At 68.7% G+C, this 24,900-nt stretch carries 20 protein-coding genes; 1 reads left to right on the top strand and 19 read right to left on the bottom strand.

Features of this window, described 5'->3' with window-relative positions; translation table 11 throughout:
* Nucleotides 1-5 precede the first annotated feature (5 nt).
* The 11 genes from tcuA to ACQCX5_RS10190 all read right to left on the bottom strand — a co-directional run bounded on the left by tcuA (nt 6) and on the right by ACQCX5_RS10190 (nt 11,978).
* Nucleotides 6-1,490 carry an FAD-dependent tricarballylate dehydrogenase TcuA gene (gene tcuA, locus ACQCX5_RS10240; RefSeq protein ID WP_434541941.1) on the bottom strand — a complete coding sequence of 495 codons (1,485 nt, stop codon included), beginning with the start codon at nt 1,488-1,490 and terminating at the stop codon, nt 6-8.
* On the bottom strand, nt 1,487-2,920 hold the full coding sequence (locus ACQCX5_RS10235) for an FAD-binding protein (RefSeq protein WP_434541940.1): 1,434 nt from the start codon (nt 2,918-2,920) through the stop codon (nt 1,487-1,489). The genes tcuA and ACQCX5_RS10235 overlap by 4 nt, the downstream gene beginning before the upstream one ends.
* 40 nt (nt 2,921-2,960) lie before the next feature.
* Nucleotides 2,961-3,821: an aspartate/glutamate racemase family protein gene (locus ACQCX5_RS10230; protein ID WP_434541939.1), complete on the bottom strand. Its 861-nt coding sequence runs from the start codon at nt 3,819-3,821 to the stop codon at nt 2,961-2,963.
* Nucleotides 3,805-4,416 carry an isochorismatase family cysteine hydrolase gene (locus ACQCX5_RS10225; protein WP_434541938.1) on the bottom strand — a complete coding sequence of 204 codons (612 nt, stop codon included), beginning with the start codon at nt 4,414-4,416 and terminating at the stop codon, nt 3,805-3,807. The genes ACQCX5_RS10230 and ACQCX5_RS10225 overlap by 17 nt, the downstream gene beginning before the upstream one ends.
* Before the next feature lie 76 nt (nt 4,417-4,492).
* Nucleotides 4,493-5,284 carry an SDR family NAD(P)-dependent oxidoreductase gene (locus tag ACQCX5_RS10220; protein ID WP_434541937.1) on the bottom strand — a complete coding sequence of 264 codons (792 nt, stop codon included), beginning with the start codon at nt 5,282-5,284 and terminating at the stop codon, nt 4,493-4,495.
* Complete coding sequence (locus ACQCX5_RS10215; RefSeq protein ID WP_434541936.1) at nt 5,277-6,680, bottom strand: FAD-dependent oxidoreductase; 1,404 nt, start codon at nt 6,678-6,680, stop codon at nt 5,277-5,279. The genes ACQCX5_RS10220 and ACQCX5_RS10215 overlap by 8 nt, the downstream gene beginning before the upstream one ends.
* Nucleotides 6,677-7,618: an isocitrate lyase/PEP mutase family protein gene (locus ACQCX5_RS10210; protein WP_434541935.1), complete on the bottom strand. Its 942-nt coding sequence runs from the start codon at nt 7,616-7,618 to the stop codon at nt 6,677-6,679. Before ACQCX5_RS10210 ends, ACQCX5_RS10215 begins: the two co-directional genes overlap by 4 nt.
* Nucleotides 7,619-7,674: 56 nt before the next feature.
* On the bottom strand, nt 7,675-8,763 hold the full coding sequence (locus ACQCX5_RS10205; protein ID WP_434541934.1) for an ABC transporter substrate-binding protein: 1,089 nt from the start codon (nt 8,761-8,763) through the stop codon (nt 7,675-7,677).
* Between the two features lie 50 nt (nt 8,764-8,813).
* On the bottom strand, nt 8,814-9,671 hold the full coding sequence (locus ACQCX5_RS10200) for an ABC transporter permease (RefSeq protein ID WP_434541933.1): 858 nt from the start codon (nt 9,669-9,671) through the stop codon (nt 8,814-8,816).
* Nucleotides 9,672-9,687: 16 nt separating this feature from the next.
* Entirely contained in the window at nt 9,688-10,488 is an 801-nt protein-coding gene (locus ACQCX5_RS10195; RefSeq protein WP_434541932.1) for an ABC transporter ATP-binding protein, read from the bottom strand.
* An 800-nt stretch (nt 10,489-11,288) separates the two neighbouring features.
* The gene (locus ACQCX5_RS10190; RefSeq protein WP_434541931.1) at nt 11,289-11,978 is read right to left on the bottom strand and encodes a GntR family transcriptional regulator; all 690 of its coding nucleotides are present in this window, start codon (nt 11,976-11,978) and stop codon (nt 11,289-11,291) included.
* Nucleotides 11,979-12,111: 133 nt separating this feature from the next.
* Between ACQCX5_RS10190 and ACQCX5_RS10185 the strand changes: the two genes are divergently transcribed.
* Nucleotides 12,112-13,482 (top strand): MmgE/PrpD family protein, encoded by a 1,371-nt coding sequence (locus ACQCX5_RS10185; protein ID WP_434541930.1) that lies wholly within the window; start codon nt 12,112-12,114, stop codon nt 13,480-13,482.
* Here the strand turns inward: ACQCX5_RS10185 and ACQCX5_RS10180 are convergent.
* From ACQCX5_RS10180 to ACQCX5_RS10145, 8 genes are all read right to left on the bottom strand, one after another.
* Nucleotides 13,479-14,660, bottom strand: coding sequence for a TIGR04053 family radical SAM/SPASM domain-containing protein (locus ACQCX5_RS10180; protein ID WP_434541929.1), 1,182 nt, complete (start codon nt 14,658-14,660; stop codon nt 13,479-13,481). The genes ACQCX5_RS10185 and ACQCX5_RS10180 overlap by 4 nt on opposite strands.
* Complete coding sequence (gene hemG / locus ACQCX5_RS10175; protein ID WP_434541928.1) at nt 14,647-16,041, bottom strand: protoporphyrinogen oxidase; 1,395 nt, start codon at nt 16,039-16,041, stop codon at nt 14,647-14,649. Before hemG ends, ACQCX5_RS10180 begins: the two co-directional genes overlap by 14 nt.
* A gap of 359 nt (nt 16,042-16,400) precedes the next feature.
* Nucleotides 16,401-18,077 carry a S8 family serine peptidase gene (locus ACQCX5_RS10170; RefSeq protein WP_434541927.1) on the bottom strand — a complete coding sequence of 559 codons (1,677 nt, stop codon included), beginning with the start codon at nt 18,075-18,077 and terminating at the stop codon, nt 16,401-16,403.
* A gap of 89 nt (nt 18,078-18,166) precedes the next feature.
* On the bottom strand, nt 18,167-20,446 hold the full coding sequence (gene purL, locus ACQCX5_RS10165) for a phosphoribosylformylglycinamidine synthase subunit PurL (protein WP_434541926.1): 2,280 nt from the start codon (nt 20,444-20,446) through the stop codon (nt 18,167-18,169).
* Nucleotides 20,447-20,489: 43 nt separating this feature from the next.
* Entirely contained in the window at nt 20,490-21,620 is a 1,131-nt protein-coding gene (locus ACQCX5_RS10160; protein WP_434541925.1) for an ABC transporter ATP-binding protein, read from the bottom strand.
* Between the two features lie 50 nt (nt 21,621-21,670).
* On the bottom strand, nt 21,671-22,966 hold the full coding sequence (locus ACQCX5_RS10155) for an ABC transporter substrate-binding protein (RefSeq protein ID WP_434541924.1): 1,296 nt from the start codon (nt 22,964-22,966) through the stop codon (nt 21,671-21,673).
* A 49-nt stretch (nt 22,967-23,015) separates the two neighbouring features.
* Nucleotides 23,016-23,942, bottom strand: a complete 927-nt coding sequence (locus tag ACQCX5_RS10150) for a carbohydrate ABC transporter permease (protein WP_434541923.1) — start codon at nt 23,940-23,942, stop codon at nt 23,016-23,018.
* Entirely contained in the window at nt 23,942-24,883 is a 942-nt protein-coding gene (locus ACQCX5_RS10145; protein WP_434541922.1) for a carbohydrate ABC transporter permease, read from the bottom strand. Before ACQCX5_RS10145 ends, ACQCX5_RS10150 begins: the two co-directional genes overlap by 1 nt.
* Nucleotides 24,884-24,900: the final 17 nt, after the last annotated feature.

Raw genomic sequence — 24,900 nt, 5'->3', positions numbered from 1 at the left:
CTGCTTCAGGCCCTGGCCCCTGCACGTCGTCCGAAAACCTGGCCCGCAGCCAGACCGGTGCCACCCGGGTAACCGCCGTAGTACAGCCCACCCATGAGCTCACCGGCGACGAACAGCCCGGCGATGGGCGCGCCGGACTCGTCCAGCACCCGGGCGTCGGCGTCTGAGGCGAGGCCGCCGTAGGTGAACGTGATGCCGCAGGTCACCGGGTAGCACCAGTACGGCGGGTGCGACAGCCCCACGGCCCAGTTGGACTTTGGCGGCTCGACATCAGCACGGCGACCATCGAGCACCGTGGGGTCGTAGGGGTGGGACTGGTCGACCGACGCGTTGAACTCGGCCACGGTGGCGGCGAGGCCCACCGGGTCGATGCCCGCTTTTTCGGCGAGCTGCTCAATGCTGTCGGCGGTGATGACGCTCGCCCCCGGCATGTCGTACTGGTCGACGCGCAGGTCAGGCCGCACGGAGTTGTCGAACAGCTGCCAGGCCCGGCCACCGGGCTGGGCCAGCACGTGGCGACCCATCTTGGAGTAGGTGTAGTTGCGAAAGTGGGCGCCCTCGTCGACGAAGCGGTGACCGTCGCTGTTGACCATGATCCCCACCGGGTAACTGAGCCGGGCAAGGGTGTTCGTCAGCTCGCGGTTGCTGGAGTTCTCGGGGTAGTCCGCATCGATCATGGTCGAGTGCGGCGACTCGAAGTCACCCTCGGTGACCGCGCCGATGGCCGTCGCCGCGACCAGCAGGTCACCGGTGCTCGACGGCGTGCCGCGCACCACCACGTCACGCCACTCCTCGCCGTAGTGTTCGGCGCGCAGGTCGGGGCTGGCATGGAACCCGCCTGCCGCCAGCACGACCGATTCGGCCGTGAGCTGCGTCGTCGAACCGTCAGGCGCCTCGATGACGACTCCGGTCACGGGTCCGTCGCCATCACGCAGCAGCGCAGTGACCCGCTGTTCGTAGCGGATCTCGACGCCCAGACGTTGCGCCACCGCCGTGTAGTCGCGCATCATGCCGACACCGGTGCCGACATTGCCGACGTGCAGCCCGCCCCAGAAGTGGATCGACCCGTCGGGCAGGAAGTGTGCCTGGCGTCCATAGAGCAGTTCGTACTTCATGCCCAGCGAGTGCAGCCAGACCAGGGCGTCGTGTGATTCCGTGACCAGCACCCGGGTGCGTTCTGGGTCGTTGCGCCCCTGCGAGAGCGTGGTGATGTCGTCGATGTATTCCTCAGCGGTGTACGTCGGCACCACGCTCACGGCATGGCGTTCGTCCGGTTCGAGGATCGCTGCCAGATCGTCGAGTCCGTCGTGGACGATGCGGGTCGCGCCGTGGGTGTAGTACGAATTGCCGCCCGCGAAGAGTTGCGGCGACTTCTCGAGCAGGACGACGCGGCGCCCGCGTTCGGCGGCGGCCAGCGCGGCGCAGAAGCCCGCGTTGCCGCCACCGACCACGATGACGTCGACCTGATCAGGTGTGCTTGTCTGGTTCATGCCAGCGCCGAATGTTCGGGCACGCTGAGCGCGGCGGCGGCGTTCAGTGCGGCGATCCGTCCGAAGGTGATCGAGCGCATCACCGACGTCGATCCGGCGTACATCTCGAAGTAGAGCCCGGTCAGTTCACCCGCCGCGTACAGGTTCGGGATCGGGTGGTCGTCCGAGGTCACCACGCGGGCCTCGAGATCGGTCTTGACCCCGCCAAAGGTGAACACGTTGGCACAGATCTGCGGGTAGGCGAAGAACGGACCCTGGTCGAGCGGACGCGCCCAGTTCGACTTGGCCGGCTGGCCCTCGGGCTGGGCCGCCGCGCCGTCGAGGCGCAGCGGGTCATAGCCGGAGCGGTCGTCCGGGCAGGCGGCGTTGTAGTCGGCCACAGTGCGCTGCAGCGCACCGTCCGGCATCCCGAGCACGGCCCCGAGTTCGGCGATCGTCCCGGCCTGGATCGGGGCGACGTCGGTGAGCACCGCATGCTCGTAGCCGGGGGTCGCAAGCACCTGCTGGTCAAAGACGGCATAGGCCAGCGAGTCGGGCTGCTTGAACAGCGCCCGGGCCACCCGCTCATAGGTCTGGTCGACGGTGTTGGCACCCTCGTCGATGAACCGATCGCCCTCGATGTTGACGACGATGCCGTAGGGGTAGGTCATCACGACGGCCTCGGCGACCTCGGAACGTGGGTCCTTCGGTTCAGCATGGAAGATGTCGAACTGCCCCGCGGTCGCACCGCCAACCTCGACGGCCATGCGCAGCCCGTCACCGCGGTTGTTGCGCCCGCCCTTCGAGATCGGGGGGATGCGGTAGGCGTTCTCGCCGACGTAGCGCGACATCATCTCGCCATTGGCCTGGAACCCACCGCAGGCCAGCACCACGGCACCGGCACCCAGCCGCACCAGGCGGCCCTCGCGGTTGCGGGCGACCAGCCCGGTGACGGCGCCCTCATCATCGGTGACGAGCCTCTCTGCCGAGGTCTCGTAGAGCACCTCGATGTCAGTCTGCTCAACCGCGCTGAACAGGGTCTCGACAATGTGTTCGCCGCCGCCGACGGGTGAGAACCGGGTGGCCGAGGCGGTCAGGAAGATCGTGGGCAGGGCCTCGAGTTGCACACCCTTGTCGACCATCCACCCGAAAGCTTCGGGCACCTTCTCGGCGAGGCGTTCGTAGTAGGCGCCGGACGCCTGGCCACGGGAGACCTTGACGCCGTACTCGGCCAGGTCGTCGACAGCGTGGGTGCGGTCCTTGAGCCGCAGGAACGCCCCGGACCAGCGGGTGTTGCCGCCGCGCAGGTCGGGCGTGGACCGCTCGAGCATGGCCACGCGGGCCGAGCCGTTGGCGGCGGTGAGCGCCTCGTGGGCATTCAGTGCCGCAGACAGGCCTGCGGCGCCGGCGCCCACGACGACGACGTCATAGGTGTGGTCGAACTGGTTCATGACTAGGACTCCTTCGTCCTCGTGGGTGTGTGCATGGGTGTCAGGGCTGGTGCGCGTCGAGCGACTGGGGAATCCCATAGAACTCCCGGGCAGCGCGCACCAGGTCGGGGTCGGGACGGGTGCCGAAGAACCCGGTGCGCCCCGGCTTCAGGCCCGAGCGCTGGTGCTCACGGGCGCGCAGTTCGGCCGTGGCCGCCAGGGTGCCGAGTGAGTCGACGACCGGCACACCGTCAACTTCGACGATTCCCCGGTCGGCCAGGAACACGTTCAGCGGTCCTTCACCGGGGACGATCACGGTCGCGCCGGCGGCGATGGCGCGGCGGGCCGCATCGGTGAACGCACCCAGCAGCGGCCCGGGGTCGGCATAGGCGGCCATGATGTCGGTGAACTCCGCGGCGACCTGCACGATCGGCCCCACCAGCCGGTCGAGACGGTAGTGCTCGAAGTTGCGCCGCAGCTGCGGCACCAGCGCCCCGATGAAGTTGACGATGCCGACGCAGTCGCCCAACTGGGCGGCGGCCAGCACCGAGGCCTGCCCGAAGGTCACGACGGGGATGTCGACGAGGCTGCGCACCTCTTCGAATGCCGTGTCTGGAATGGTGGCGATCATGAAGGCGTCATAGCCCTGCTGTTCGGCCTGCAGGGCAGCATGGACGAACTGTTCCTTGTGCAGGCCGAACAGGTAGGCATACCCGATGTGCGAACCCGGGTAGTCACTGGGATAGGTGCCCGGCGCCATGCCGTGCAGGTCGATGGTGGTGCGCGGGTCGCCCAGGGCCTGGACCAGGTGGCGCTGCAGGGCTGCATGGTAGTGCGGCACATCACCCAGCACGGTGAAGCTCTGGTGCCACAGCCGCAGCGGTGCACCCGGCGCGCGGGGGGCCTCAGCCGGCGAATTCATCAACAATCACCTCGTCCGCGGTGGTGACCTTGCCGAACAGGGGCATCAGCTTCTCGAACGAGAGGCGGTGCAGTTCGGGGTCGAACGAGGCGCACATGTCCTCGACGATGCGCACCTGAAAGCCCTTGTCGCAGGCAGTGCGGGCGGCCGATTCGACGACCAGGTTGGTGGCGACACCGCCCAGCACGACGGTGCGGATGCCGGCGCCGATGAGGATTTCGGTGAGCGCGGTGCCGATGAACGGATCGACCCCACCCTTCTGCACCACCGTCTCGTTGGCGGTCGGGGCGAGCGGCGCGGTGAAGGCCGCCTCGGGCGAGGTCGCCAGCATGGCGCGATTGTTCGGGTAGCCGTCGAAGCGCGGGTGCTGGTTGGTGCGCAGCCCGTAGGCGTCGTCGAAGGCGAGCCGTACATGGATGACCCGCGCGCCCGCCGCCCGCGCCGCAGCGAGTACCCGGCCGGCCGTCGCGATGACGCCCCGCTGCTCGACCTGGTCGATCAGGGGCGGCATCTTCGCGTGCGGGCCCTGCTCGGTCAGCGCCACCTCGTAGTCGAGCATCAGCAGGGCGGTGGTCGATGCGGTGGGTGCGGTCATGTCGGGTTTCTCCTTGGTCGGTTCTGCGGCGTTCGGGTCTGTGTGAAGGGTGCGAGGACGAGGTCTGCTGGTGGGATCACCAAGCCGACCAGCCCCCGTCGACATAGAGCACCTGGCCCGTCACGAATGACGAGGCAGGGGTGGACAGGAAGACGAGCGGGCCGGTGAAGTCGTGGTCCGGGTCGCCGTTGCGACCGAGCATCGTCCGGGCGGCGAACCACTCGAGGCGGTCCGGGGTTTCGTCGAGCGCGGCGGTCATGCCGGTCGGGTAGAAGACCCCGGGCGCCAGGCAGTTCACCCGCACGTCGTGGGGGCCGAGTTCCTGGGCGAGTGCCCGGGTGACGTTCACCACGCCTGCTTTCGAGGCGTAGTAGGCCGATTCGGGGATGGGCCCGACCCGCTCGGCATAGACGGTGCTCATCAGCACGATGCGGCCACCGCGGGCGGGCGGGGCCGCCAGCATCTGCACGCCCGCGGCGCGGGCCAACAGCCAGTTGCCCAGGGTGTTGACCCGCAGCAGGCGCTCGAAGTCCTCGACGGTGGTCTGGTCGAACTCCTTGCGCAGCATGGCCCCGGCGCAGTTGACGACCACGTCAAGGCCGCCGAACGTCGCGACCGCATGGGCCATGAGCGCGCTCACGTCGTCCTCGCTGGTGACATCGCAGGTGGCGGTGCTGCACGGGCCGGCCAGGGTGGCGGCGCTGGCGGCGAGGTCGTCGGCACGCCCGGGGTGGTCGGCGAGCACGACGTTGGCGCCGCGGCGCGACAGCTCCTGGGCGGCGCGGGCGCCGAGCCCGCCGATGCCTGCGCCGACGACGACAGCAGTCTCGCCGGTCAGGTCGAACATGTCAGGGGTCGCTTCAGACATGGGCCACCCGGCCCTTCACTGCGGCGGCCGCCACCTGGCCGGCCACTCGTCCGAAAATACCGGCCTTGCCGATGCTCGTGCCGGTCATGTAACCGCCGCCGTGGAACCCACCGATGATCTCACCCACCGCATGCAGCCCGTCGATCGTCTGCCCGAAGACATCGAGCACCCGCATCGAGGTATCGACACGCAGCCCGCAATAGGTGGCGAGCACGACGGTACCCGACAGGTGGGCATGGAACGGGGGCGCCACCAGGGGGAACAGTTCCCCCACCCGGCCGGACAGGTGCTCGCGGCCGAACTGGTCGGGCTCGCCAGCGGCGACGCGGCGGTTGTACTCGTCAACGGTCCCGACCAGGGCCTCGGCAGGCACATCCATCAGGGCGGCGAGTTCTTCGATGCTGTCGGCGCTGATGAGGATGCCGCAGTCGCGTCGCCCGGCAAAGTCGAAGATCGCGACTGAGGCGTCGGAGGCGGCCATCACCCGCTCGTCGAAGACCTGCCACGTCTCGCCGTCGGTCTGGGCCAGGTTGGCATCGCCGACCACCTTGTAGGGCAGGGACTCATCGACGAAGCGCATGCCCTGCTTGTTGACGGCGATGCCGCCCTTGTAGATGGCGTGGATACCGGTGCCGTGCTCCCCGGCGTGCGGGCGGGGGTGGACGCCGTAGGTGCCCTTGATCCAGGGGGTGTCGATGACGTCGGCGCCGAGCGCCCAGGCCATCTGCAGCCCCTCGCCGACGTTGCCCTGGCCCCCGGCCTGGTGGGCCAGTCGCATCTGCGGGGCGAACTTCTCGAGCATGTCGCGGTTGCGGGCAAAGCCGCCGGTCGCCAGCACCACGGCACCGGCCCGGATCTCGCGCCGCGCGCCGGTGGCGTCCTCGACCAGGGAGCCGACGACGCGGTCGTCCTCGCGCAGCAGCCGGCGGGCGGCGATGCCGGTGAACTGGCTCGCCCCAAGTTCGGCTGCCGCGGCCGTGAGCAGCGCGAGCATACGGGTGGTGTCGGTGGGGTGCGAACGTGGCACCGACTGGCCGGCGGCCGCGTGCAGGTGCCCGTAGCGCACCCCATGGCCCTTCAGCCAGCGGTAGGTGTCGCGCTGGTGACGGCAGTACAGGTCGACGAGTGCGGGGTCGCCCTTGCCGAAGCCTGTCGCGATGATGTCGTCGCGCAGCAGCTCATCCGAATCCTCGATGCCGGCCTCGGCCTGCTCGTCGGTGCCGGCGAATGCCGACAGGCCTGCCGAGAGCACCGTCGAGCCGCCGATGGCGTCCTGCTTTTCGAGCTGGACGACGTGGGCTCCGGCCTCGGCGGCGGCCAGTGCGGCGGCGGTGCCGGCCAGGCCACCGCCGAGCACCAGCACGTCACACACTTCAGGCAGGTCCTGCACGCTCATGCACGTTCTCCCCACGGCTGGTCATAGAAGGCCTCGGCCCGTGCCATGTCACTGAGGTTGACGAGTTCCTGGCGCGTCTGCCACGTGGCGATGCGGTCCTCGAACCCGGTGGTCTCGCCATTGCGGCGCAGGTAGCCGAGTGATTCCTGGGCCGCGTGGATCACCGAGCGCATCAAGAAGTTGGCGAACAGCACGAACGTGTAACCCATGTTCGCGTAATCCTCAACGGTGAGCTGGGGCGTCTTGCCGCCCTCGACGACGTTGACCACCAGCGGGATGCCGCGGAACTCATCGGCGACCTGCTGCAGTTCCTCGATCGTGCGGGGTGCCTCGATGAACAGGGCGTCAGCTCCGGCCTCCCGGTAGAGGTGGGCCCGTTCGATGGCGGCGTCGATCGATCCCTCGGCAGAGCGGGCGTCGGTGCGGGCGATGATGACCAGCTGGTCGTCGCGGCGGGCCTGGACTGCGGCGTCGATCTTGGCGGCCATGTGGCGGCCCGGGATCAGCGTGTGGTCGTCGAAGTGGCCACAACGCTTGGGCATCTCCTGGTCCTCGAACTGGATCCCCGCCACCCCGGCCCGTTCGAGCTGGGTGAGGGTGCGCATCGCGTTGAGCGGGCCACCGTGGCCGGTGTCGGCGTCGACAACGACGGGGATGTCGATGGCTGCGGTGATGCGCGAGACGTTCTCGACGACCTCGGCCAGCGAGACCAGACCGATGTCAGGCAGTCCGTACAGGGCATTCGACATGCCAGCACCGGTGACGTACATGGCCCCGAAGCCTGCGCGTTCGACGAGCCGGGCACCGAGTGCGTCGGTGACGCCGGGCACCACGAGCGGGCGGGTGCCGGCGAGGTCGGCGCGAAGCTGGCGGCGCAACTCGTGCGGGTCGCGGTTGCGCACGATGCCGGGCACAGGGGGTCGGGCGGTGGTGGTCATGCGGACTTCCTTGGGGTGGGGCCGCACCCCTGCGGGCGCGGCCGTCTCGAGCGGGCTCATGACTTGGCGCTCTTGGCCTTGGCCGTGATCTCGTCGACGTTGAAGTCGTTGAACTTCTCGACGAACTCGTTGGTGTAGAAGTCGTCGGGGTTCACCTTGGTCTTGGTGATGCCGTATTCGGCGGCGAACTCGGTCCAGGCCTTGGCCGATTCCGGGGTGAACTTGCCGAAGCTCCTGGTGCCCGCGGGGTCGCCGGCGATGGCCTTCTCGTTGCGGGCCTTGAAGATCGCCACCTGCTTGGTCAGCAGGGCGGGATCGTCCGAGGTCTTGGTCTGGGGGTACAGCTTCCACATCGTCTTGATCGCCTCTTCGGGGTTGGCGGTGGCCCAGACGGTGGCCTCGGCCCAGGCCTTGCCGAAGCCCGCGAGGGCGTCCTTCTTCGAGGCGATGCTCTCGTCGGTGGCGACGAACCCGGTCGAGAACAGCTGCTTGTAGCTGTCGGGCAGGATCGTGCGCAGCTTGGTGCCGGACTCCTCCATCAGCACGTACTCGGTGTCCCACAGCATCAAGGCATCGACGGCCGCGCGGTTGAGCGCATCCATGGCTGCGACGCCGACGCCGACGGCGACGAAGGTGACGTTGGCGGGGTCGATGTCGGCATCGCGCAGCGCGGCCTCGGCGAGCAGTTTGGCACCGGACGAGATCGTCTGCACGCCGATCTTCTTGCCGCGCATGTCAGCAAATGACTGCACCGGCGAGGCTTCGAGCACGGCCAGCGACTGCACGGCCTCACGCGACCAGTTGTAGAACATCCGGGCCTTCTGGCCGTTGGCCAGGGCCGAGAGGGCGGCTTCCGGGGTGGGGCCGCCGATGTCGACGCGGTTGGTGGCCAGCGCCTGCATGACATCGGCCGAGCCACCGGGGAACTGCAGTTCGATGCGGATGCCGGCGTCGGCGAAGTAGCCCTGTTCCTGGGCGACGGCGAACTGGGCCCAGTGGGCGGCCATGGCCGACGAGGGGGCGATCCGCAGCAGGGTCAGGTTGGTGTCCTGCTTGTTCTGGCCGGGCACGTCGGGGGCGCAGCCGGCGATGAGTCCGGCGCCCGCGAGTGCAGCTGAGACGGTGAAGAAGGTGCGCCTGCGCATGATGGTTCCTTAGGGATGGTGTGAGGCGGTGGGTTGGTGGTGGACGGCCCTCAGGCCTGCCAGAAGATCAGCCGACGGCGGGTCTGGCGCACGATCTGGTTGAGGGCGATGCCGATCAGCGCGAGGACGATCAGGATCGCGAAGACACCGGCGGTGTCGTAATTGGTCTTGAACTGCTGCAGCAGCACGCCAAGGCCGGCATTGGCACCGACGAACTCACCGGTGATGGCGCCGATGAACGAGTTGACGACGGCCACTTCGAGCCCCGCGAAGATGGACGGCAGGGCACTGGGCAGCAGCAGGCGGCTCCAGATCTGCCACTTCGAGGCCGACAGCGAATGGAACAGGTCGAGGCGCGAGGAGTCAGTCGACAGGATGCCGTTCATGGTGTTGACCAGCATCGGGAAGAACACCAGCATCACGACGACGAGGATCTTCGGGGTGTAGCCGAACCCGAACCAGATGATGAACAGCGGCGCCAGGGCGACCTTGGGCATCGATTGGAAGGCCACGATGAACGGGTAGAGCGCCCGGCGGGCGATGTCCCATTCAGCGAGCACGAAGCCGGTGCCGACGCCGGCGGCAATGCCGATCAGCAGGCCGATCATCGCCTCATAGAAGGTGACCTGGGTGTGCTGCCAGATCAGGGTGAGGGTGTTGGCATCGAACAGCTTGGCCAGCACCTCGCTGAGCGGGGGGAAGATGAAGCTCGGGGTGTTCAGCGCCCGCGGGATCACCTCCCAGGCCACCATCGCCACGATGATGCTGATGAACGGCACGAGACCGCCACCCACCTTCGAGGCGATTCGACGACCGGGGTTGGTGGTCTTGACCGGCAGCGCGGTGTCGCCACCGCCGGCCGGGGCGGCCGAGCCACGCTTCGGCGTGGTGGTCGTGGTGTCAGTCATGGTGGGTGCCTTCAGTTCAGTCACGGACACGGGTCGGGCCCTTCTCGGCGTCATCGGTGTCCTTGGCGAAATAGGACCGGACGTGGGCGGTGATGCGAGCGAACTCGGGGTCGTCCATCACCGCGGGGGTGCGTTCGGGGCCGAACGGCACCTCGATGTCATCGACGATGCGGCCGGGCCGCGAGCTCATCACGACCACCCGCTGGCCGAGCAGCACTGCCTCGGGGATCGAGTGGGTGATGAGCACGGTGGTGACCTTCTCGCGGCGCCAGATCGCGTTGAGGTCGAAGTTCATCTGTTCGCGGGTCATTGCGTCGAGGGCGCCGAACGGCTCGTCAAGCAGCAGCACCTCGGGGTTCTGGCCCAGCGCCCGCACGATCGAGACGCGCTGCTGCATGCCGCCCGAGAGTTCCGAGGGGTACTTGTCCTCGAAGCCGGCCAGACCGGCACGCTCGAGCAGTGCGCTGACGCGGTCCTTGTAGTCGGTGGTGACCTTGCCACGCAACTTCGCGGGGGCCAGGCAGTTCTGGTTCACGGTGAACCAGGGCAGCAGCGTGGGCGCCTGGAACATGAACGCAGTGCTGCGCCGCGGCTTGATGACGACATCGCCGCCCACACGGATCTCGCCGCCGGTCAGGGGCTGCAGGCCACCGATGGCTCGCAGGAGGGTCGTCTTTCCACAGCCCGAGGGGCCGACGATCGACACGAAGCCACCGGGCTCGATGTCGAGGTTGAGCGCCTTGAGTGCGGTCATGGGGGCCGCACCCTTGCGGGTGAAGGTGACCTCCGCCTCGCGGACGCTGATGTTCTCAGTCATGTGGGTTCTCCTAGGCTCTTGCTTCGTTGCTGTAAGCCCGCGCTCGGTGGCGCTTGAGTTCTAGCTTCACATGCCAACTGGCAACTGTCAACAGTTGGTAATCGGCAATCTTCGTTCCAGAAGGTCACCGGGGGGGCGAGGACGACGGCAGCCGACCACGCCACGCATGTGGGCCCGCGGTCCACTGGTTCACCCCCGCTGGTTCACCCCCGCTGGTTCACCCCCGCTGGTTCACCCCACCGCCCCACCGGTTCGCCCCACCGCCCCACCCCCACCTGGCTGGCGTTCTTCGACGTGGCTGGCGCTCTAGAGGCCAGCCAGGTCGAACAACGCCAGCTACGTGGGATGTGGCGGGCGGGCGTGGAGTGTGGCGGGGGTCATACCGGGCCGTCGCCGATGCCTCGTCCCCAGAGCGCCACCACCCCGGAACCAGAAGAACTTGCATGGCGGCGAGTTCTTCTGCCGTGACCGGTCTTCTCGACCAGAGAAAGTGGTCCTGGTGCGAATTCTTCTGGTCGGCGGGGTCGAGGACGACGGCAGCCCGACCACGCCACGCATGTGGGGCCGCGGTCCACTGGTTCACCCCACCGGTTCCCCCCACCACTGCCCCACCCCCACCTGGCTGGCGTTCTTCGACGTGGCTGGCGCTCTAGAGGCCAGCCAGGTCGAACAACGCCAGCTACGTGGGATGTGGCGGGCGGAAGTGGGATGTGGCGGGCGGAAGTGGGATGTGGCGGGCGGAGGCGGGATGTGGCGGGCGGGCGTGGGTGTGGCGGCGGGGAGCAGAAAGCGGCGGGCGCTCAGAGCGCCAGCTTGGCGTTCTTCAGCGAGTGGTAGAGGTGGGTCTCCATCAGGTCGCAGGCCAGCTCGGCGTCGCCGTCGACAACGGCCTGGGCGATGGCCCGGTGCTCCTGCAGCGCGGCAATGGCACGCTGGTGGTCACGCGCCGACCGGGCCCGCGCCAATTGGATGCGCGCCTGCACCTCGGTGGCGAACCGCGTGAGCGTCGCATTGTCAGCCATGGCGAACAGGGCCCGGTGAAAGTCGAGGTCTGGCGGGTAGGCCGCAGAATCGCCGGACTCCAGAGCAGCGGTGGTCTCGTCCAGCATCTTCGACAGTTCGCTTTTGTGCTCGGCGGCCAGGTCGCGCGCCACCAGCTTGACTGCCCGTCGTTCGAGGGCGATGCGCGCCTCGTACAACTCACCGAGTTCGGCATGGTCGACCAACGGCACGAAGGCGCCCTTGTTGCGCACCTGGTGCAACAGGCCCTCGCTGGCCAACCGCTGGATCGCCTCGCGCAGGGGTCCGCGGCTGATGCCCAGTTCTTCGGCAATCAGCACCTCATTGAGGCGCTCCCCCGGTTCGAGACGGCCCTCAAGGATCGCCTGGCGCAGGTGGTGCTCGGCGACATCGCGCGTGGTGGTGACCCCGAACCCGCCCCAGCCAAAGTGCGCGTTCGTCACGACTCCGTTGGTCACGGGGCTGGTCACGGGGCCTCCTCAATTTTGATCTGCGCCAGATGCTGCGTGCATCGTCCCCCGAATGATGCGCGAACAGGAAGAGACACACCAGAATGCACCATCTGTGTACTGTTGACAGTATCACAATTCAGAAGGGATCCCCATGGGCACCGCAGAGACCGCCATCGCCACCGCAGCCGCCTCGGGTACGTGGACAGCAGCCGTGACGCTGCACCGTGCCCGGGTCGCCATCACCGACACCCTGCCCGTGGTCATCGCGGGCGCTCCCCTGCCGCAGGCCGCCTGCGCAGCCGCCACCGTGTTCGCGACGGGCTCGTTCGACCTCGCGGCACGCGACTGGCTCGCTGACCGCATGCTGGCCGTGGACGACGCCGCGTTCGTGCTCGGCACCGCCGCGCACAGCCTCGACTGGGACGACTACCACCACCCCATGCACGGCCACTGCAGTTCGGTGCTGCTCGGCACCCTGCTGCCCCTGGCCGAGGCCCTCGACAGCACCGGTGCCGAGCTGGTACAGGCCTACCTCGCGGGCTACCAGGCCGACCACCTGACCTCACTGGCCCTGTCGCATGCCCACTACCGCCGCGGCTGGCACGCCACCAGCACGATCGGCACGATTGGTGCCGCGGCAGCCGCCAGCCGCCTGCTGCGCCTCGACACACAGCGCACGGCCACCGCGCTCGCCATCGCCGCCTCGGGTGCCGCCGGCATCCGCGCCAACTTCGGCACCATGACCAAGGCCTTCCATGCGGGCAACGCCGCCCGCGCCGGCATCCAGGCCGCACTCCTGGCCCGCGCAGGCGCGACCGCCAGCCCCGACTGGCTGCTCGGGCCCAGCGGCATGCTCGCCTGCTTCGGTGGCGAATTCGAAGCCCTCGAGGCCGAGCGCCAGGTGCGCGAGGGCGCCGAGCAGCCGCACGGCATCGAGAGCCGGTGGGGACTCATCCAGAAGCTGTACCCCTGCTGCGGGTCAGTGCACGGGGCGCTGGCGGCGGCCATCGATGCCGTGACCGATGCCGGCGTCCCGTCGTCCGACATCACCCAGGTGGTCGCCCACGTCGACCCCCTGGTCACCCAGATCATGCGCGTCGGGCGCCCGGTTGATGCCGAAGGTGCGCGCTATTCGCCCACGTGGCTGCTGGCGGCGGCGGTGGTCGACGGTGCCGTGGGGCCCGACCAGGTGGGTGACAAGGCGCTGGGTCGCCAGGACATCCATGACCTGCGCGCCCGGGTCGAGGTCATCACCGACCTGGGCGCCAACGACGACACCCGCTTCGGCGGTCGCGTCGACGTGCACCACACCGGCGGCACCTCGAGCGCCGTGGCCACCTACCCGCCGGGTCACCCCGCGGCACCCCTCACGCCAGCCCAGCTCGAGGCCAAGTCGCTGACCGCGTTGGGCACCGTCATGGACGAGGCCCGGGCGCGGCGCCTGCATGACGCGATCGCCGACCTGCACCACGCCCCGGTCCGGCACCTCACCGGACTCATCCGCGCATCGCTGGACGCCTAGTTCGCCCACCCCGCCGGGATGTAAGGGCACGTCGGGTCCGCGGCCAACGGGTCACCGGTGACCGCATGCGCGTGCGAGCGCGAGCCGCCGCACACCGTGTTGAACTCACACACCCCGCATTTGCCGCCGAACTCGTCGGGTCGACGCAGCTGGCGCATCATGTCGGCGTTGCGGTAGATGTCCCGGAACGATTCGCGGGTCACATTGCCGCACACATAGGGCAGGAACCCACTCGGGTAGACGTCGCCGATGTGGTCGATGAACGCGAACCCGTTGCCCGAGTTCACCGCCATCGGCGCGCGCGGCACGCGCGGCCTATCGGGCGCTGCCCCGAGCAGCCGGGTGGTCTCGGCGGTGAGCCAGTGCCACAGTTCGCCGCGTTGCGGCATGGGGACGCCGTCGCGGCGCCAGGCATCGCGCTGCAGCGCCACCCTCCGGTACTGGGGTGCCTCGGTGGTCTTGATGGCGATGCGGTCCGAGACATCGTGCAGCCAGTGCAGCACGTCCTCCTTCTCGTCCGGGTGCAGCGACGAGAGCTGGGCGCCACGGCCGGTCGGCACCAGGAAGAACAGGTACCACATCTTCGCGCCCATGCCGATGACGTCGGCGAGCAGCAGCGGCAACTCGCGCACGTTGTGACGGGTGATGGTGGTGTTGACCTGCAGCCTGAAGCCCTCGTCCATGATCATCGCCGCGGCCTCGACGGTGCGCGCGAACGTGCCGTCAATGCCCCGGAACGCATCGTGCGTGGCGGCCCTCGCGCCGTCGAGCGAGACCGACATGGCCTTGCCGCCGGCGTCGTGCAGCGCGGCGACGCGCTCGCGGGTCAGCTTGGGGGTGACCGACGGCGAGACCGACATCGCCAGGCCCAGGTTGGTGCCGTGGCGCACCAGGTCGGTGAGGTCGGCGCGTTCGAAGGGGTCTCCCCCGGTCAGCACGACGATGGGTTGTGGACGACCGAACGCCGCGATCTCGTCGAGCAGTTCGACGCCCTGCGCCGTGGTCAGCTGGTCGGGGTGGGCCCGGTGTTGCGCGTCGGCGCGGCAGTGTTTGCAGACGAGCGCGCAGGCGCGGGTGACCTCCCAGATGACGATGAACGGGCGGTCGTGCGGGTCGTAGTGGCCCATCCGCACGACGGGGGTGGTGCGCGTGGTGGTGGCCTGCTCAGTGGTGGACATGCTGCCTCGATTCGCTGGGTTCATGGAGTGCCGTGACCAGGTCGTCTGCCCGCGCCTCGCCCGAGGCAATGGCCGAGCTGACCCCGATGCCGTCGTACGGTGCGCCGGCCAGCACGACGGGCGGCAGGTCGGCGAGGGCATGGCGCACCGCGAGCAGCCGCTCGGCATGGCCGACCTCGAGTTGCGGCATCGCGCCCGGCCAACGCTCGACGTGCGCCTCCGCGTGCGCGGCAGGCAGCCCGGCGATGGTGTGCAGTTCGTGGACGACCCGGGCCACGAGGTCGTGGTCGTCGAGCGTGGCCAGACGGCCCTCGCCGACCCGCCCCACCGACGCGCGGATGATGCGCAGGTCGGGGTGGTGCATGTGGGGCCACTTGCGGTCGAGGTTCGTCATGGCCTTCACGAGGTGCCCGTCGCGGGCCCGCAGCAGCAGTCCGTTGGCATTGAGCAGCTCATCGTCGGTGCGGGGGTAGGCCAGCACCACGGTGGCGACGTCGGCGGTGCGGCCGACGCGCAGGGCCTCCGCAGCGGCGGCCGCGTGGGGGGCCAGAAGGTCGGCGGCCACGGCAGCCGGGCAGGCCAGGGCCAGGGCGTCGACGGTCAGGGTCTGGCCCGCGGTGTGGATGGTCCAGCCCGCAGCAGCCGGCGTGATGGCCCGGACGGGTTGACCCAGCCGCACCTCGAGCCCGCCGGCCAGGGCCCGGGCAAACTCGGTGAGGCCACCCGGCAGCGAGGCGAAGGCATGTCCCGGCTGCGTGCGTCCAGTGGGTGTGTGGGGACGAGGCAGACGCGGGCGCGGCAGCAATGAACGGCCCTCACGGGCTGCGGGCACGAGCTGGCGGGCCGTCGAGAGCAGCGAGAGCCGGTCGATGGCGCCGCCGTGCAGGTTGCCGAGCATCGGTTCGACGAACTGTTCGGCCACCTCGTCGCCGAACCGGGAGCGCACGAACCGCCCCACCGACACGTCGCCCTCGATGCGTTGCCACGGGGCCAGCAGCGGCTCGAGGCCTGCGCGCACCAGCCCGGCCGGGGACAGGATCCCCGAGCGCAGCACCGGCCCGATGCGCGTGGGCCCGACGGGGCCGACGCCGGCGGGCAGCGGTTTCAGTCCGCGGCGCGTGAGCAGCAGCGACGTCCCGGGGTTCGCGGGGACGACGCGCTCGCCCAGACCGAGCTGGTCGAACCAGCGCGCGACGGCCGGTGACGCCAGGTGCACGGCCTCGGCCCCGACGTCGACCGTTTGGCCCCACAGGTTGCGGGTGCGCACCTGGCCGCCCACCTGGTCAGCGGCTTCGATGACGATGGGCGTGATGTCGGCTTCACGCAGGCGCTGGGCCAGCACGAGCCCTGCGATCCCCGCCCCGACGACTGCGACCTGCACTGCATCCCTTCTCGGGCGGGGCAGATGCTCCGCCAGCACGAAGAGAGCCTAGGAGCCCGGGTCAGCCGTGATTCGGCGGGGGTGGGGTATTGGGCCCAGTGTGACCCCGCGATGGGCTTCATCGGGGGCGGCGGTGGGGGTACCGGCCCACAGTGGTGCCGAACCGTTCGAGTACCGACAGTTCGGCACCGCTGGAGCCCCCACACCTGCACAGGTGACACCAGAGTCACGTCCGCAGGCCAGAACGCCGAAACCACCCGCATTCGTGACACCAGCGCCACGTCTGCACCCCCAGGGCCACCATGGACGAGATCAGGAGCCGCCACCTGATGGATGCCCGAGCCCGACCCCGGCCCTCGTCAGCCCACCGTCACCAGCACGGTGCCCGACCGCACCCCGCCCGTGACGACCCACACCGCATGCCGTCCCGGGGCCAGTCCCGCGGGCAGCGTCGCCGTGATCCGCCGGTCGTCGACGGTCGTGAACGAGGCCTGCTTCGAACCAACCCACACCTCGGTCACCCGGGTGAACCCCGAGCCGCTGAGCGTCAGCGCCTGCCCGGACACTCCCGCCGAGGCCAACTGTGGCACCCGCGCGACCGCCGCCGCGGCGTCGAGGATCCCGGCGCCGCAGCCATCGCACGATGGTGCCCGACGAGCCGACTCGACCAGGATCGCCTCGAGCTGGGCCAGGGTCAGTCGCGGGTTCAGCGACAGCAGCAACGCCGCGACCCCTGCCACATGGGGGGCGGCCATCGACGTGCCGCTCATGCCCTCATAGGTGTAGCCGCCCTGGTTGGTATAGGTGTCGGCCAGGATGGTGCTGACGATGGGATTGCTGGTGCCGTCACCGCCGGGAGCCGCGAGGTTGACGGCAAGGCCGTAGTTTGAATAGCTGGCCCGCCCGGCGTCGCGGGTGTTGGACGCCACGGTGAACGCCCCCTGGCAATTGCCCGGCGAGAATGTCGAGGCATCTTTGCTGAAGTTGCCCGCAGCCACCACCGGCAGCGCCCCCAGGTTGCGCACGGCCCGCACGGCGATGCCCATCTCTGTGTAGCACCCGGCCTCGATCCCCAGCGACATGTTCAGCACCCGCGCCGGGTAGGGGTTGGGCGCCATGCCCGGCACCTTGCCACCGGCCGCCCACACCATCGCATCGATCAGGTCGGCCTCGCTGCCCTGGCAGCGCCCGAGCACCCGGATCGGCACGATCCTTGCCGTGGGGGCCACCCCCGCCACGCCGATGCCGTTGTTGCGTCGCGCCCCGACGATGCCCGCCACATGCGTACCGTGCCAGCTGGACACCTCACTCGTGTCCAGGCAGTAGTCACCCGGGTCCGTGGGGTCCCCGTCACGTCCGTTGCCGTCGCCCGCGTCGATGGCATCAGCGATGAAGTCGTAACCCCCGAGCCAGGCCCCGACCAGGTCGGGATGGTTCGTCCTGCCCGAGTCGAGCACCGCCACCCGCGCGCCCGCACCCAACGACCGGTCCCACGCGGGGCCGATGTTGATGCTGCCGGCAGAGGTGTCGGTGACGGGGTGCAACGACCACTGCTGCGGGTAGCGCGGATCGGTCGCAGTCGCCGCGCGCCGCACCTTGCCGTTGACCTGCGCATTCACCACCCCGGGGTCGGCGGCCAGCGCCGCGCTGAACGCCTTCGCGTCACCCGCGACCTGCACGAGGTGGGCACCCGTGGCCAGTTCGCGCTGCACCTGCGGGTTGGTCACCCCGGACGCCCGTGCGGCCCGCTGCAGTACCGCATCCCGGTCGGCCCCGGCCACGAACCGGACGATCACCTGGCCGCGGATGTGGTCGGTGGGCTCTGGCGTGGCGGGCTTGCTGGGCGCGGCCGACGTGCTGGGCGTGGCCGGCGTGCTCGGCTGGGCAGTCGGCCCGTCCGTCGGCGCAGCAGTCGTCCCAGCGGTCGTCGGCGTGGCCCCCGGCCGCTGGGTGCCGACCGGCCCCGGCAGCGCCGGCATCCCGTTCGGACCGAGCACCGGCCCCCACCAGACGGCCGACAGCATGATGGTCGTCACGACCATTTTCCAGTTGAACAGCCAGGGCATCTGCACCGCGGTCTCCGATCGTCGCCGACAGGCTACCGGCGATCAGAGCCACATTTTGGTCAGCCCAGCACCTTCGGAAGCACTCCCGACCACACCTCGCGCACCTTGTCGAGCGGCAGGCTGAACAGCGACGAGACCTCGATGCTGTCCTCGCCGGTCACCTCGCCGATGCGCTCCATCGGCACACCATGCTCGGCGCACAGCTGCTCGAAGCGCGGCATCGACGCACCCGACAGCGTGACCAGCGCGCGTCCAGCCGATTCGCTGAACAGCTTCAGCGTGTCATCGAGCGCGACCCCGTCAACCGCCGGCACCGAGTCGAGCGTCAGGGCGACGCCCTGGTGGTGGCGCAGCGCGCTCTCGACCAGGCCCATCAGCAGCCCGCCGTCGGACAGGTCATGGGCCGAACTCACCAGGCCCTCGCGCGACGCGGCGATCATCACCTTGGCCAGCGCCTGCTCGGCAGCCAGGTCAACCGTGGGCGGCATGCCACCGAGGTGGCCGTCGTGCACGGCATCGGCCCAGACTGAACCGGACAGGTCGTCCCCGGTGCGGCCCAGCAGCACCAGCGCATCGCCGGGATGCTGGAAGCCCATGGGATTGCGCTTGGCGACGTCGTCGATCACGCCGAGCATGCCCACGGTGGGCGTCGGCAGGATCGGCGTCGCACCGGTCTGGTTGTAGAAGCTGACGTTGCCGCCGGTCACGGGGGTGCCCAGCTGCCGGCAGCCGTCGACCAGGCCCATGATGGCCTCGAGGAACTGCCACATCACCTCGGGGTCCTCGGGCGAGCCGAAGTTGAGGCAGTCGGTGATGGCGACCGGTTCGGCACCGGTCACGGCGACGTTGCGGTAGCTCTCGGCCAGCGCCAGCTGCGCACCCAGGTAGGGGTTCAGGTAGCAGTAGCGGCCGTTGGCGTCGAGCGACAGGGCGATGCCCAGGCCGGTCTCTTCGTCGATGCGCAGCATGCCCGAGTCCTCGGGCTGGGCCAGCACCGAGTTGCCGCGCACGTAGCGGTCGTACTGGTTGGTCACCCACGACTTGTCGGCGCTCAGCGGCGACGAGATCACGGCCCAGGCCTGGTCGAGCAGGCCCTCGTCCGTGGTGGCGCGGGGCAGGTTGCTGGCCGAGTTGGCGTTGACCTCGTCGATCCAGGCCGGACGGGCCAGGGGTCGCTCATAGACCGGGCCCTCGTGGGCCACGGTCTTGGGGTCCACGTCCACGATGGTTTGGCCGTGCCAGTCGATGATCAGCCGGTCGCCCTCGGTGACCTCTCCGACGACGGTGGCCTGCACGTCCCACTTGGCGCAGATCTGCATGAAGCGCTCGACCTTGGCCGGTTCGACCACGGCCATCATCCGCTCCTGCGATTCCGACATCAGGATCTCTTCGGGCGACAGGGTGGGGTCACGCAGCGGCACGACATCAAGCTCGACGTGCATGCCGCCGTCGCCGGCGCTGGCCAGTTCGGACGTGGCGCACGAGATGCCCGCGGCACCGAAGTCCTGGATGCCGCTGATCAAGTCTTCGGCGAACAGCTCGAGCGTGCACTCGATCAGCAGCTTTTCCATGAACGGGTCGCCGACCTGCACGCTGGGGCGCTTGCTGGGCTTGGTGTCGTCGAACGTCTCGGACGCCAGGATCGACGCGCCACCGATGCCATCGCCTCCCGTGGCTGCGCCGTAGAGGATGACCTTGTTGCCGGTGCCCGAGGCGAAAGCGCGGTGCAGGTCCTCATGCTTGAGCAGGCCGACGCACAGCGCGTTGACCAGTGGGTTGCCGTAGTAGGACTCGTGGAAACTGACCTCGCCGCCGACGTTGGGCAGGCCGAGACAGTTGCCGTAGCCGCCGACACCGGACACGATGCCGGGCAGGGTACGGGCGGTGTCGGGGGCATCGAGTTCACCGAAGCGCAGCGAGTCCATGACGCCGATCGGGCGCGCGCCCATGGCCAGGATGTCGCGCACGATGCCGCCGACGCCGGTCGCCGCGCCCTGGTAGGGCTCGACATAGGACGGGTGGTTGTGCGACTCGGCCTTGAACGTGACCGCATAGCCCTGGCCGATGTCGACCACACCGGCGTTCTCGCCGATGCCGGCCAGCAGCGGCCCGCGCGGGGTGGTCTGCTCGAGCGCGCCGAAGCGCTTCAGGTGCACCTTCGAGCTCTTGTACGAGCAGTGCTCCGACCACATCACCGAGTACATCGCCAGCTCGGCGCTGGTGGGGCGCCGACCCAGGATCTCGCGGATGCGCTCGTACTCGTCCTGCTTCAGGCCGAGTTCTGCCCAGGGCTGCTCGGACTCGGGGGTGCTGCGTGCGTTCTCAACGGTATCGACCACGGGTCACAATCTACCGGGCTGGAGCGCCGGCCCCGGCCCCCTCTCAGAGGTACTCGAGATTGATCTCGGTCGCGGGGTCGAAGAAGTAGCTCTCACCGAAGCGGGGACGCGCCGAGAGCACATCATCGACGCGGAAGGTGCGGCGCTTGTCGGCCCGCACGACGACCCGTCCGCCGCGGATGCTGACGGTCGAATCGGCCGTCATGAGCGGCTCGCAGTACAGGTAGGCCTCAGAGCCCAGGTGCTCGACCAGGATCACCTTGAGCGGCACGGTGTCGGGCAGGCGGTCGCCGCCCACGCCCAGGATCTCCCAGGCCTCGGGGCGCACGCCGGTGATGACCCGGCCCGTGGTGGCCCTGGCCGCAAGCTCGCGCTCGATGCCGAGGTCGACGACGTGGCCCTCGCCCAGCACGGCGCGACCATCCTCAATGGCAACCCCGTCGATCAGGGTGATGGCGGGCGAGCCGATGAACCCGGCCACGAAGGTGTTGCCCGGGTGCTCGTACAGGTGGGTCGGGGTGTCGACCTGCTGCACGATGCCGTCCTTCAGCACGCAGACCCGGTCACCCATGGTCATGGCCTCGGTCTGGTCGTGGGTGACATAGACGGTGGTCACGCCCAGTTCACGCTGCAGCTGCGAGATCTGGCCGCGAGTGGCCACGCGCAGCTTGGCGTCGAGGTTCGACAGCGGTTCGTCCATGCAGAACACCTTGGGGTCGCGCACGATGGCGCGGCCCATGGCGATGCGCTGGCGCTGGCCGCCCGACATGTTGCCGGGGCGCACGTCGAGCAGCGGCTCGAGTTCGAGCATCTTCGCGGCGCGGGCCACCTTCTCGGCGATGGTGGCCCTGGGCACCTTCGCGTTCTCGAGCGCGAACGCCATGTTCTGGCGCGCGGTCATATTGGGGTACAGGGCGTAGCTCTGGAACACCATGGCCGTGTCGCGATCACGGGCCGGCACCTCGCTGACGTCGACGCCGTCGATGAAGATCGAGCCTTCATCGACCGGCTCGAGGCCGGCAAGCATGCGCAGCGTGGTCGACTTGCCGCACCCGGACGGCCCCACCAGCACCAGGAACTCGCCATCGTCGATGGTGAGGCTGACGCGGTTGACGGCCGGGGGCCGTGCGGGGTCATAGATGCGGGAAGCCTGCCGGAACTCGACAGTGGCCATGGTGTTCTCCGATCAGAGCAAAGGATCAGGGCTGAAGGTGGTGGTCAGGCTCACTTGATGAGCGGCTTGATGTCGCGCTCGTAGGCCTTCTGGGTCTCGCTGGACAGCTCGCTGAAGACCTTGTTGACGTCCTGGCCGCCGATGGTGATCTTGTCGAGGCCACCGCCGATCAGGGCGCCGCCGCCGGGCACGAACACGCGGGCGAAGTCCTGCGGCGCGGTGTTCTCGTTGAGCTGCTTGATGGCGGTCATCGCGTTCGGGTTCTTCTCGAGGAACGCCTTCTCGGACGGGTCGTCCACGGCGTCCTTGCGCACGGGCATGTAGCCGGTGGCCTGGGTGAACTCGATGGTGTTCTTGGTGTTGGTGAGGAAGTCGACGAACTTGACGGCGTTCTTCTTGCGCTCATCCGAGATGCCGTTCGGGATGGCGAGGCCGGCACCGCCGGTGGTGGCACCGGGCTTCGGGCCGGGCAGGTAGGTGGTGATGAACGGGAACTTCGCGGCCTTGGTCAGGCCGGTCAGCGAACCGGTCGACTGCAGCAGCGCCGCGGCGCCGCCGATGCCGAAGGTGTTGTTGGCGTCCTTGGCGATGGCGATGTGGCCCTGCTTGAACTGGTCGGCCAGGAACTTGCCGGCCTCGATCGACTCAGCCTTGGTGAAGGTGGGCTCCCACTCGTTGGAGTAGGCGCCACCGAAGGTCCAGATCATGCCCTGGAAGTACCAGTCGAGGTAGCTGGTGCCGTCGGGGATGATCAGCGCCGGCTTGCCGTCCGCAGCGGCCTTCAGCTTGGGTGCCCACTGCGCGAACTCGTCCCAGGTCTGGGGGCCCTTGGTCGGGTCGAGGTCGGCCTTCTTCATCACGTCGGTGTTGAAGTACATCAGCGTGGTCGAGCGGGCGTAGGGCATGCCGTAGTGCTTGCCGTCATACGCGTAGTCCTCACGCAGCGTGTCGACGTAGCTGTTCGCGTCGATGCCGTTGTCCTTCCACAGGTCATCGAGCGGGGTGGTGGCCTCGTTGAGGGCGAAGTTGAACCAGGTCACGTCCGAGGCGACGATCACGTCGGGCAGGTCACCACCGGCGAGGGCGGCGTTGAACTTCTGGCCGAGCTCTTCGTAGTTGGCGCCGCCGTCGACCAGAGTGGCCGGGGTGTCCGGGTTGGCCGTGTTCCAGGCCTGGATCATCTTCTGTTCGATCTCTTTGGACGAGCCCGGGTGGTTCGACCAGAACTGGATGGTGCCGTTGCCCTCCTGGCCGGCGTTGCCCGAGCCACAGGCGGCCAGGCTGCCCAGCGCCAGGGTGGCGGCACCGGCCCCGGCGACGCCGAGCAGGTTGCGACGATTCAGCATTTCGTTACCTTTCACTGTGGCCCGCGGGCGGACCTGGGGGGTGGGCTGGTCAGCCCTTGACGGCCCCGGCGGTGAGGCCCTTGATCATCTGCTTCTGAAGGATGATGAAGATGATCAGGATCGGGATGGTGGTGAGCACGGTGCCCGCCATGACGGGGCCCCAGTTGGTGAGGCCTTCGTTCTGCTGCAGTTGGGTCAGGCCGACCGGCAGCGGCGCGACCGATTCATCGCTGGCGATCAGGAACGGCCACAGGTACTGGTTCCATTCGGTCACGATCGTGATCAGGGCGAAGGCGACCACGGTGGGCCACGACATCGGCAGCACGACGCGGAACAGCGTCCGCATGAAGCTGGTGCCGTCCAGGCGGGCGGCCTCCATGATCTCGGAGGGCAGGCTGAGGAAGTGGTTGCGCATCAGGAAGGTGCCGAACGCGACACCGGCGAGCGGGATGATCACGCCCTGGAAGGTGTTGCGCCAGCCCAGGTTGGCCACCAGCGCGTAGTTGCTGATGATCGTGATCTGGTTGGGCACCATCAACGCGGCGATGACCAGCATGAACAGCAGGTTCTTGCCTGGAAAACGCAGGAAGGCGAAGGCATAGGCACTGAGCACGCCCAGCGCCACCTCGACCACCGTCAGGATCCCGGTGATGATGACCGAGTTGCGCAGGTAGGTGCCGAACGCCACGGTGTCGAACACGTAGGCATAGTTGCCGGGCTCGAACGGGTTCGGCCACCACGTGATCGGGTCGGAGTAGATGTCGGCATGCTGCTTCAACGAGGTGATCACGATGAAGTACAGCGGCACCACGATCATGGCCACGGCCACGAGCAGCGCGGCATAGCCGAATGCCTTGGCGGCAGGCCCGGACTCGCCGGGGTCGCGGTGGTGGCGACGCTTGACCACCTGGTCGCCGGAGCCCTGGTCGGCAGCGGCGAGCGGGGACGTCGTGACCGCCGGGATCGTCTCGGTCATCAGTGGGCTCCCTTGTCCTGCAGGCGCACCTGGACGACGGTGATGATCAGCACGACGGTGAACATGATCGTGGCGACCGCGGCACCGTAACCGGCACGGTTGTTGACGAAGGTCTCCTGGTACACCTGGAAGACCATGGTGGTGGTGCCGTTGCCCAGCGGGCCGCCCCCGGTCATGACGTTGATGATGTCGAAGACCTGGAACGAGTTGAGCAGCACCGTGATCAGCAGGAAGAACGTGGTGCCACGCACCTGCGGTAGTGTCACCTTCCACAGCCGGCGCCAGGCCGACGTGCCGTCGATCTCGGCGGCCTCGTCAAGGTCCTTGCGGCGGCCCTGCAGCGCGGCCAGGTAGATCACGAACACATAGCCGAGGTTCTTCCAGATGTAGGTGACCGTGATCATGAACAGGGCCCAGCCGGGCACCTGGTAGAAGTTCGGGCTGGTGACGCCGATGCGGTCGAGCAGGTCCTGGATGAGGCCGAAGCCCGGGTCGAACACGAACTGGAAGGCCACGCCGATGGCAGCCCCGGCGATCACGTAGGGCGCGAAGACCAGCGACCGGACGAAGCCGCGACCGCGCAGCTTCTGGTCGAGCAGCAGCGCCAGCGCCAGGCCGAGGATCATCGAGCCGGCCACCGCGGCAACGGTGAACACCACGGTGTTCCACACGATGCGGGGGGTGTCCTCGGCGGTGAACCACTCGATGTAGTTGTCGAGGCCGATGAAGCGCATGCGGCTCGACGAGATGTTCCAGTGGTAGAACGAGATGCGGATGTTGTCGAGCAGCGGCCGATACGTGAACACGATCAGCAGGATCAGGTTCGGCAGGATCAGCGCGGCTGCCAGGCCGATCTCGCGCCAGGACACCCGCTGGTGGTGTCGCGGCGGTTCAACGGCCGGGTCGTGGCGCACGACCCCGGGGATGCTGTGAGTGGTCACGAGCGACGAAATTATGC

This window comes from Aestuariimicrobium sp. G57, from assembly GCF_050110855.1.
Taxonomy (GTDB): Bacteria; Actinomycetota; Actinomycetes; order Propionibacteriales; family Propionibacteriaceae; genus Aestuariimicrobium.
This window is presented reverse-complemented; position numbering and strand designations above follow the sequence as displayed.

Excerpts from the sequence above, each read along its gene's own strand:
- tcuA (WP_434541941.1), bottom strand. The coding sequence starts at position 1,490 with ATGAACCAGACAAGCACACCTGATCAGGTCGACGTCATCGTGGTCGGT.
- ACQCX5_RS10185 (WP_434541930.1), top strand. The coding sequence starts at position 12,112 with ATGGGCACCGCAGAGACCGCCATCGCCACCGCAGCCGCCTCGGGTACG.
- ACQCX5_RS10195 (WP_434541932.1), bottom strand. The coding sequence starts at position 10,488 with ATGACTGAGAACATCAGCGTCCGCGAGGCGGAGGTCACCTTCACCCGC.
- ACQCX5_RS10180 (WP_434541929.1), bottom strand. The coding sequence starts at position 14,660 with ATGTCCACCACTGAGCAGGCCACCACCACGCGCACCACCCCCGTCGTG.
- ACQCX5_RS10160 (WP_434541925.1), bottom strand. The coding sequence starts at position 21,620 with ATGGCCACTGTCGAGTTCCGGCAGGCTTCCCGCATCTATGACCCCGCA.
- ACQCX5_RS10210 (WP_434541935.1), bottom strand. The coding sequence starts at position 7,618 with ATGACCACCACCGCCCGACCCCCTGTGCCCGGCATCGTGCGCAACCGC.
- ACQCX5_RS10215 (WP_434541936.1), bottom strand. The coding sequence starts at position 6,680 with ATGAGCGTGCAGGACCTGCCTGAAGTGTGTGACGTGCTGGTGCTCGGC.
- ACQCX5_RS10150 (WP_434541923.1), bottom strand. The coding sequence starts at position 23,942 with ATGACCGAGACGATCCCGGCGGTCACGACGTCCCCGCTCGCCGCTGCC.
- ACQCX5_RS10225 (WP_434541938.1), bottom strand. The coding sequence starts at position 4,416 with ATGACCGCACCCACCGCATCGACCACCGCCCTGCTGATGCTCGACTAC.
- ACQCX5_RS10220 (WP_434541937.1), bottom strand. The coding sequence starts at position 5,284 with ATGTCTGAAGCGACCCCTGACATGTTCGACCTGACCGGCGAGACTGCT.
- ACQCX5_RS10155 (WP_434541924.1), bottom strand. The coding sequence starts at position 22,966 with ATGCTGAATCGTCGCAACCTGCTCGGCGTCGCCGGGGCCGGTGCCGCC.
- ACQCX5_RS10235 (WP_434541940.1), bottom strand. The coding sequence starts at position 2,920 with ATGAACCAGTTCGACCACACCTATGACGTCGTCGTCGTGGGCGCCGGC.
- ACQCX5_RS10230 (WP_434541939.1), bottom strand. The coding sequence starts at position 3,821 with ATGAATTCGCCGGCTGAGGCCCCCCGCGCGCCGGGTGCACCGCTGCGG.
- ACQCX5_RS10205 (WP_434541934.1), bottom strand. The coding sequence starts at position 8,763 with ATGCGCAGGCGCACCTTCTTCACCGTCTCAGCTGCACTCGCGGGCGCC.
- ACQCX5_RS10200 (WP_434541933.1), bottom strand. The coding sequence starts at position 9,671 with ATGACTGACACCACGACCACCACGCCGAAGCGTGGCTCGGCCGCCCCG.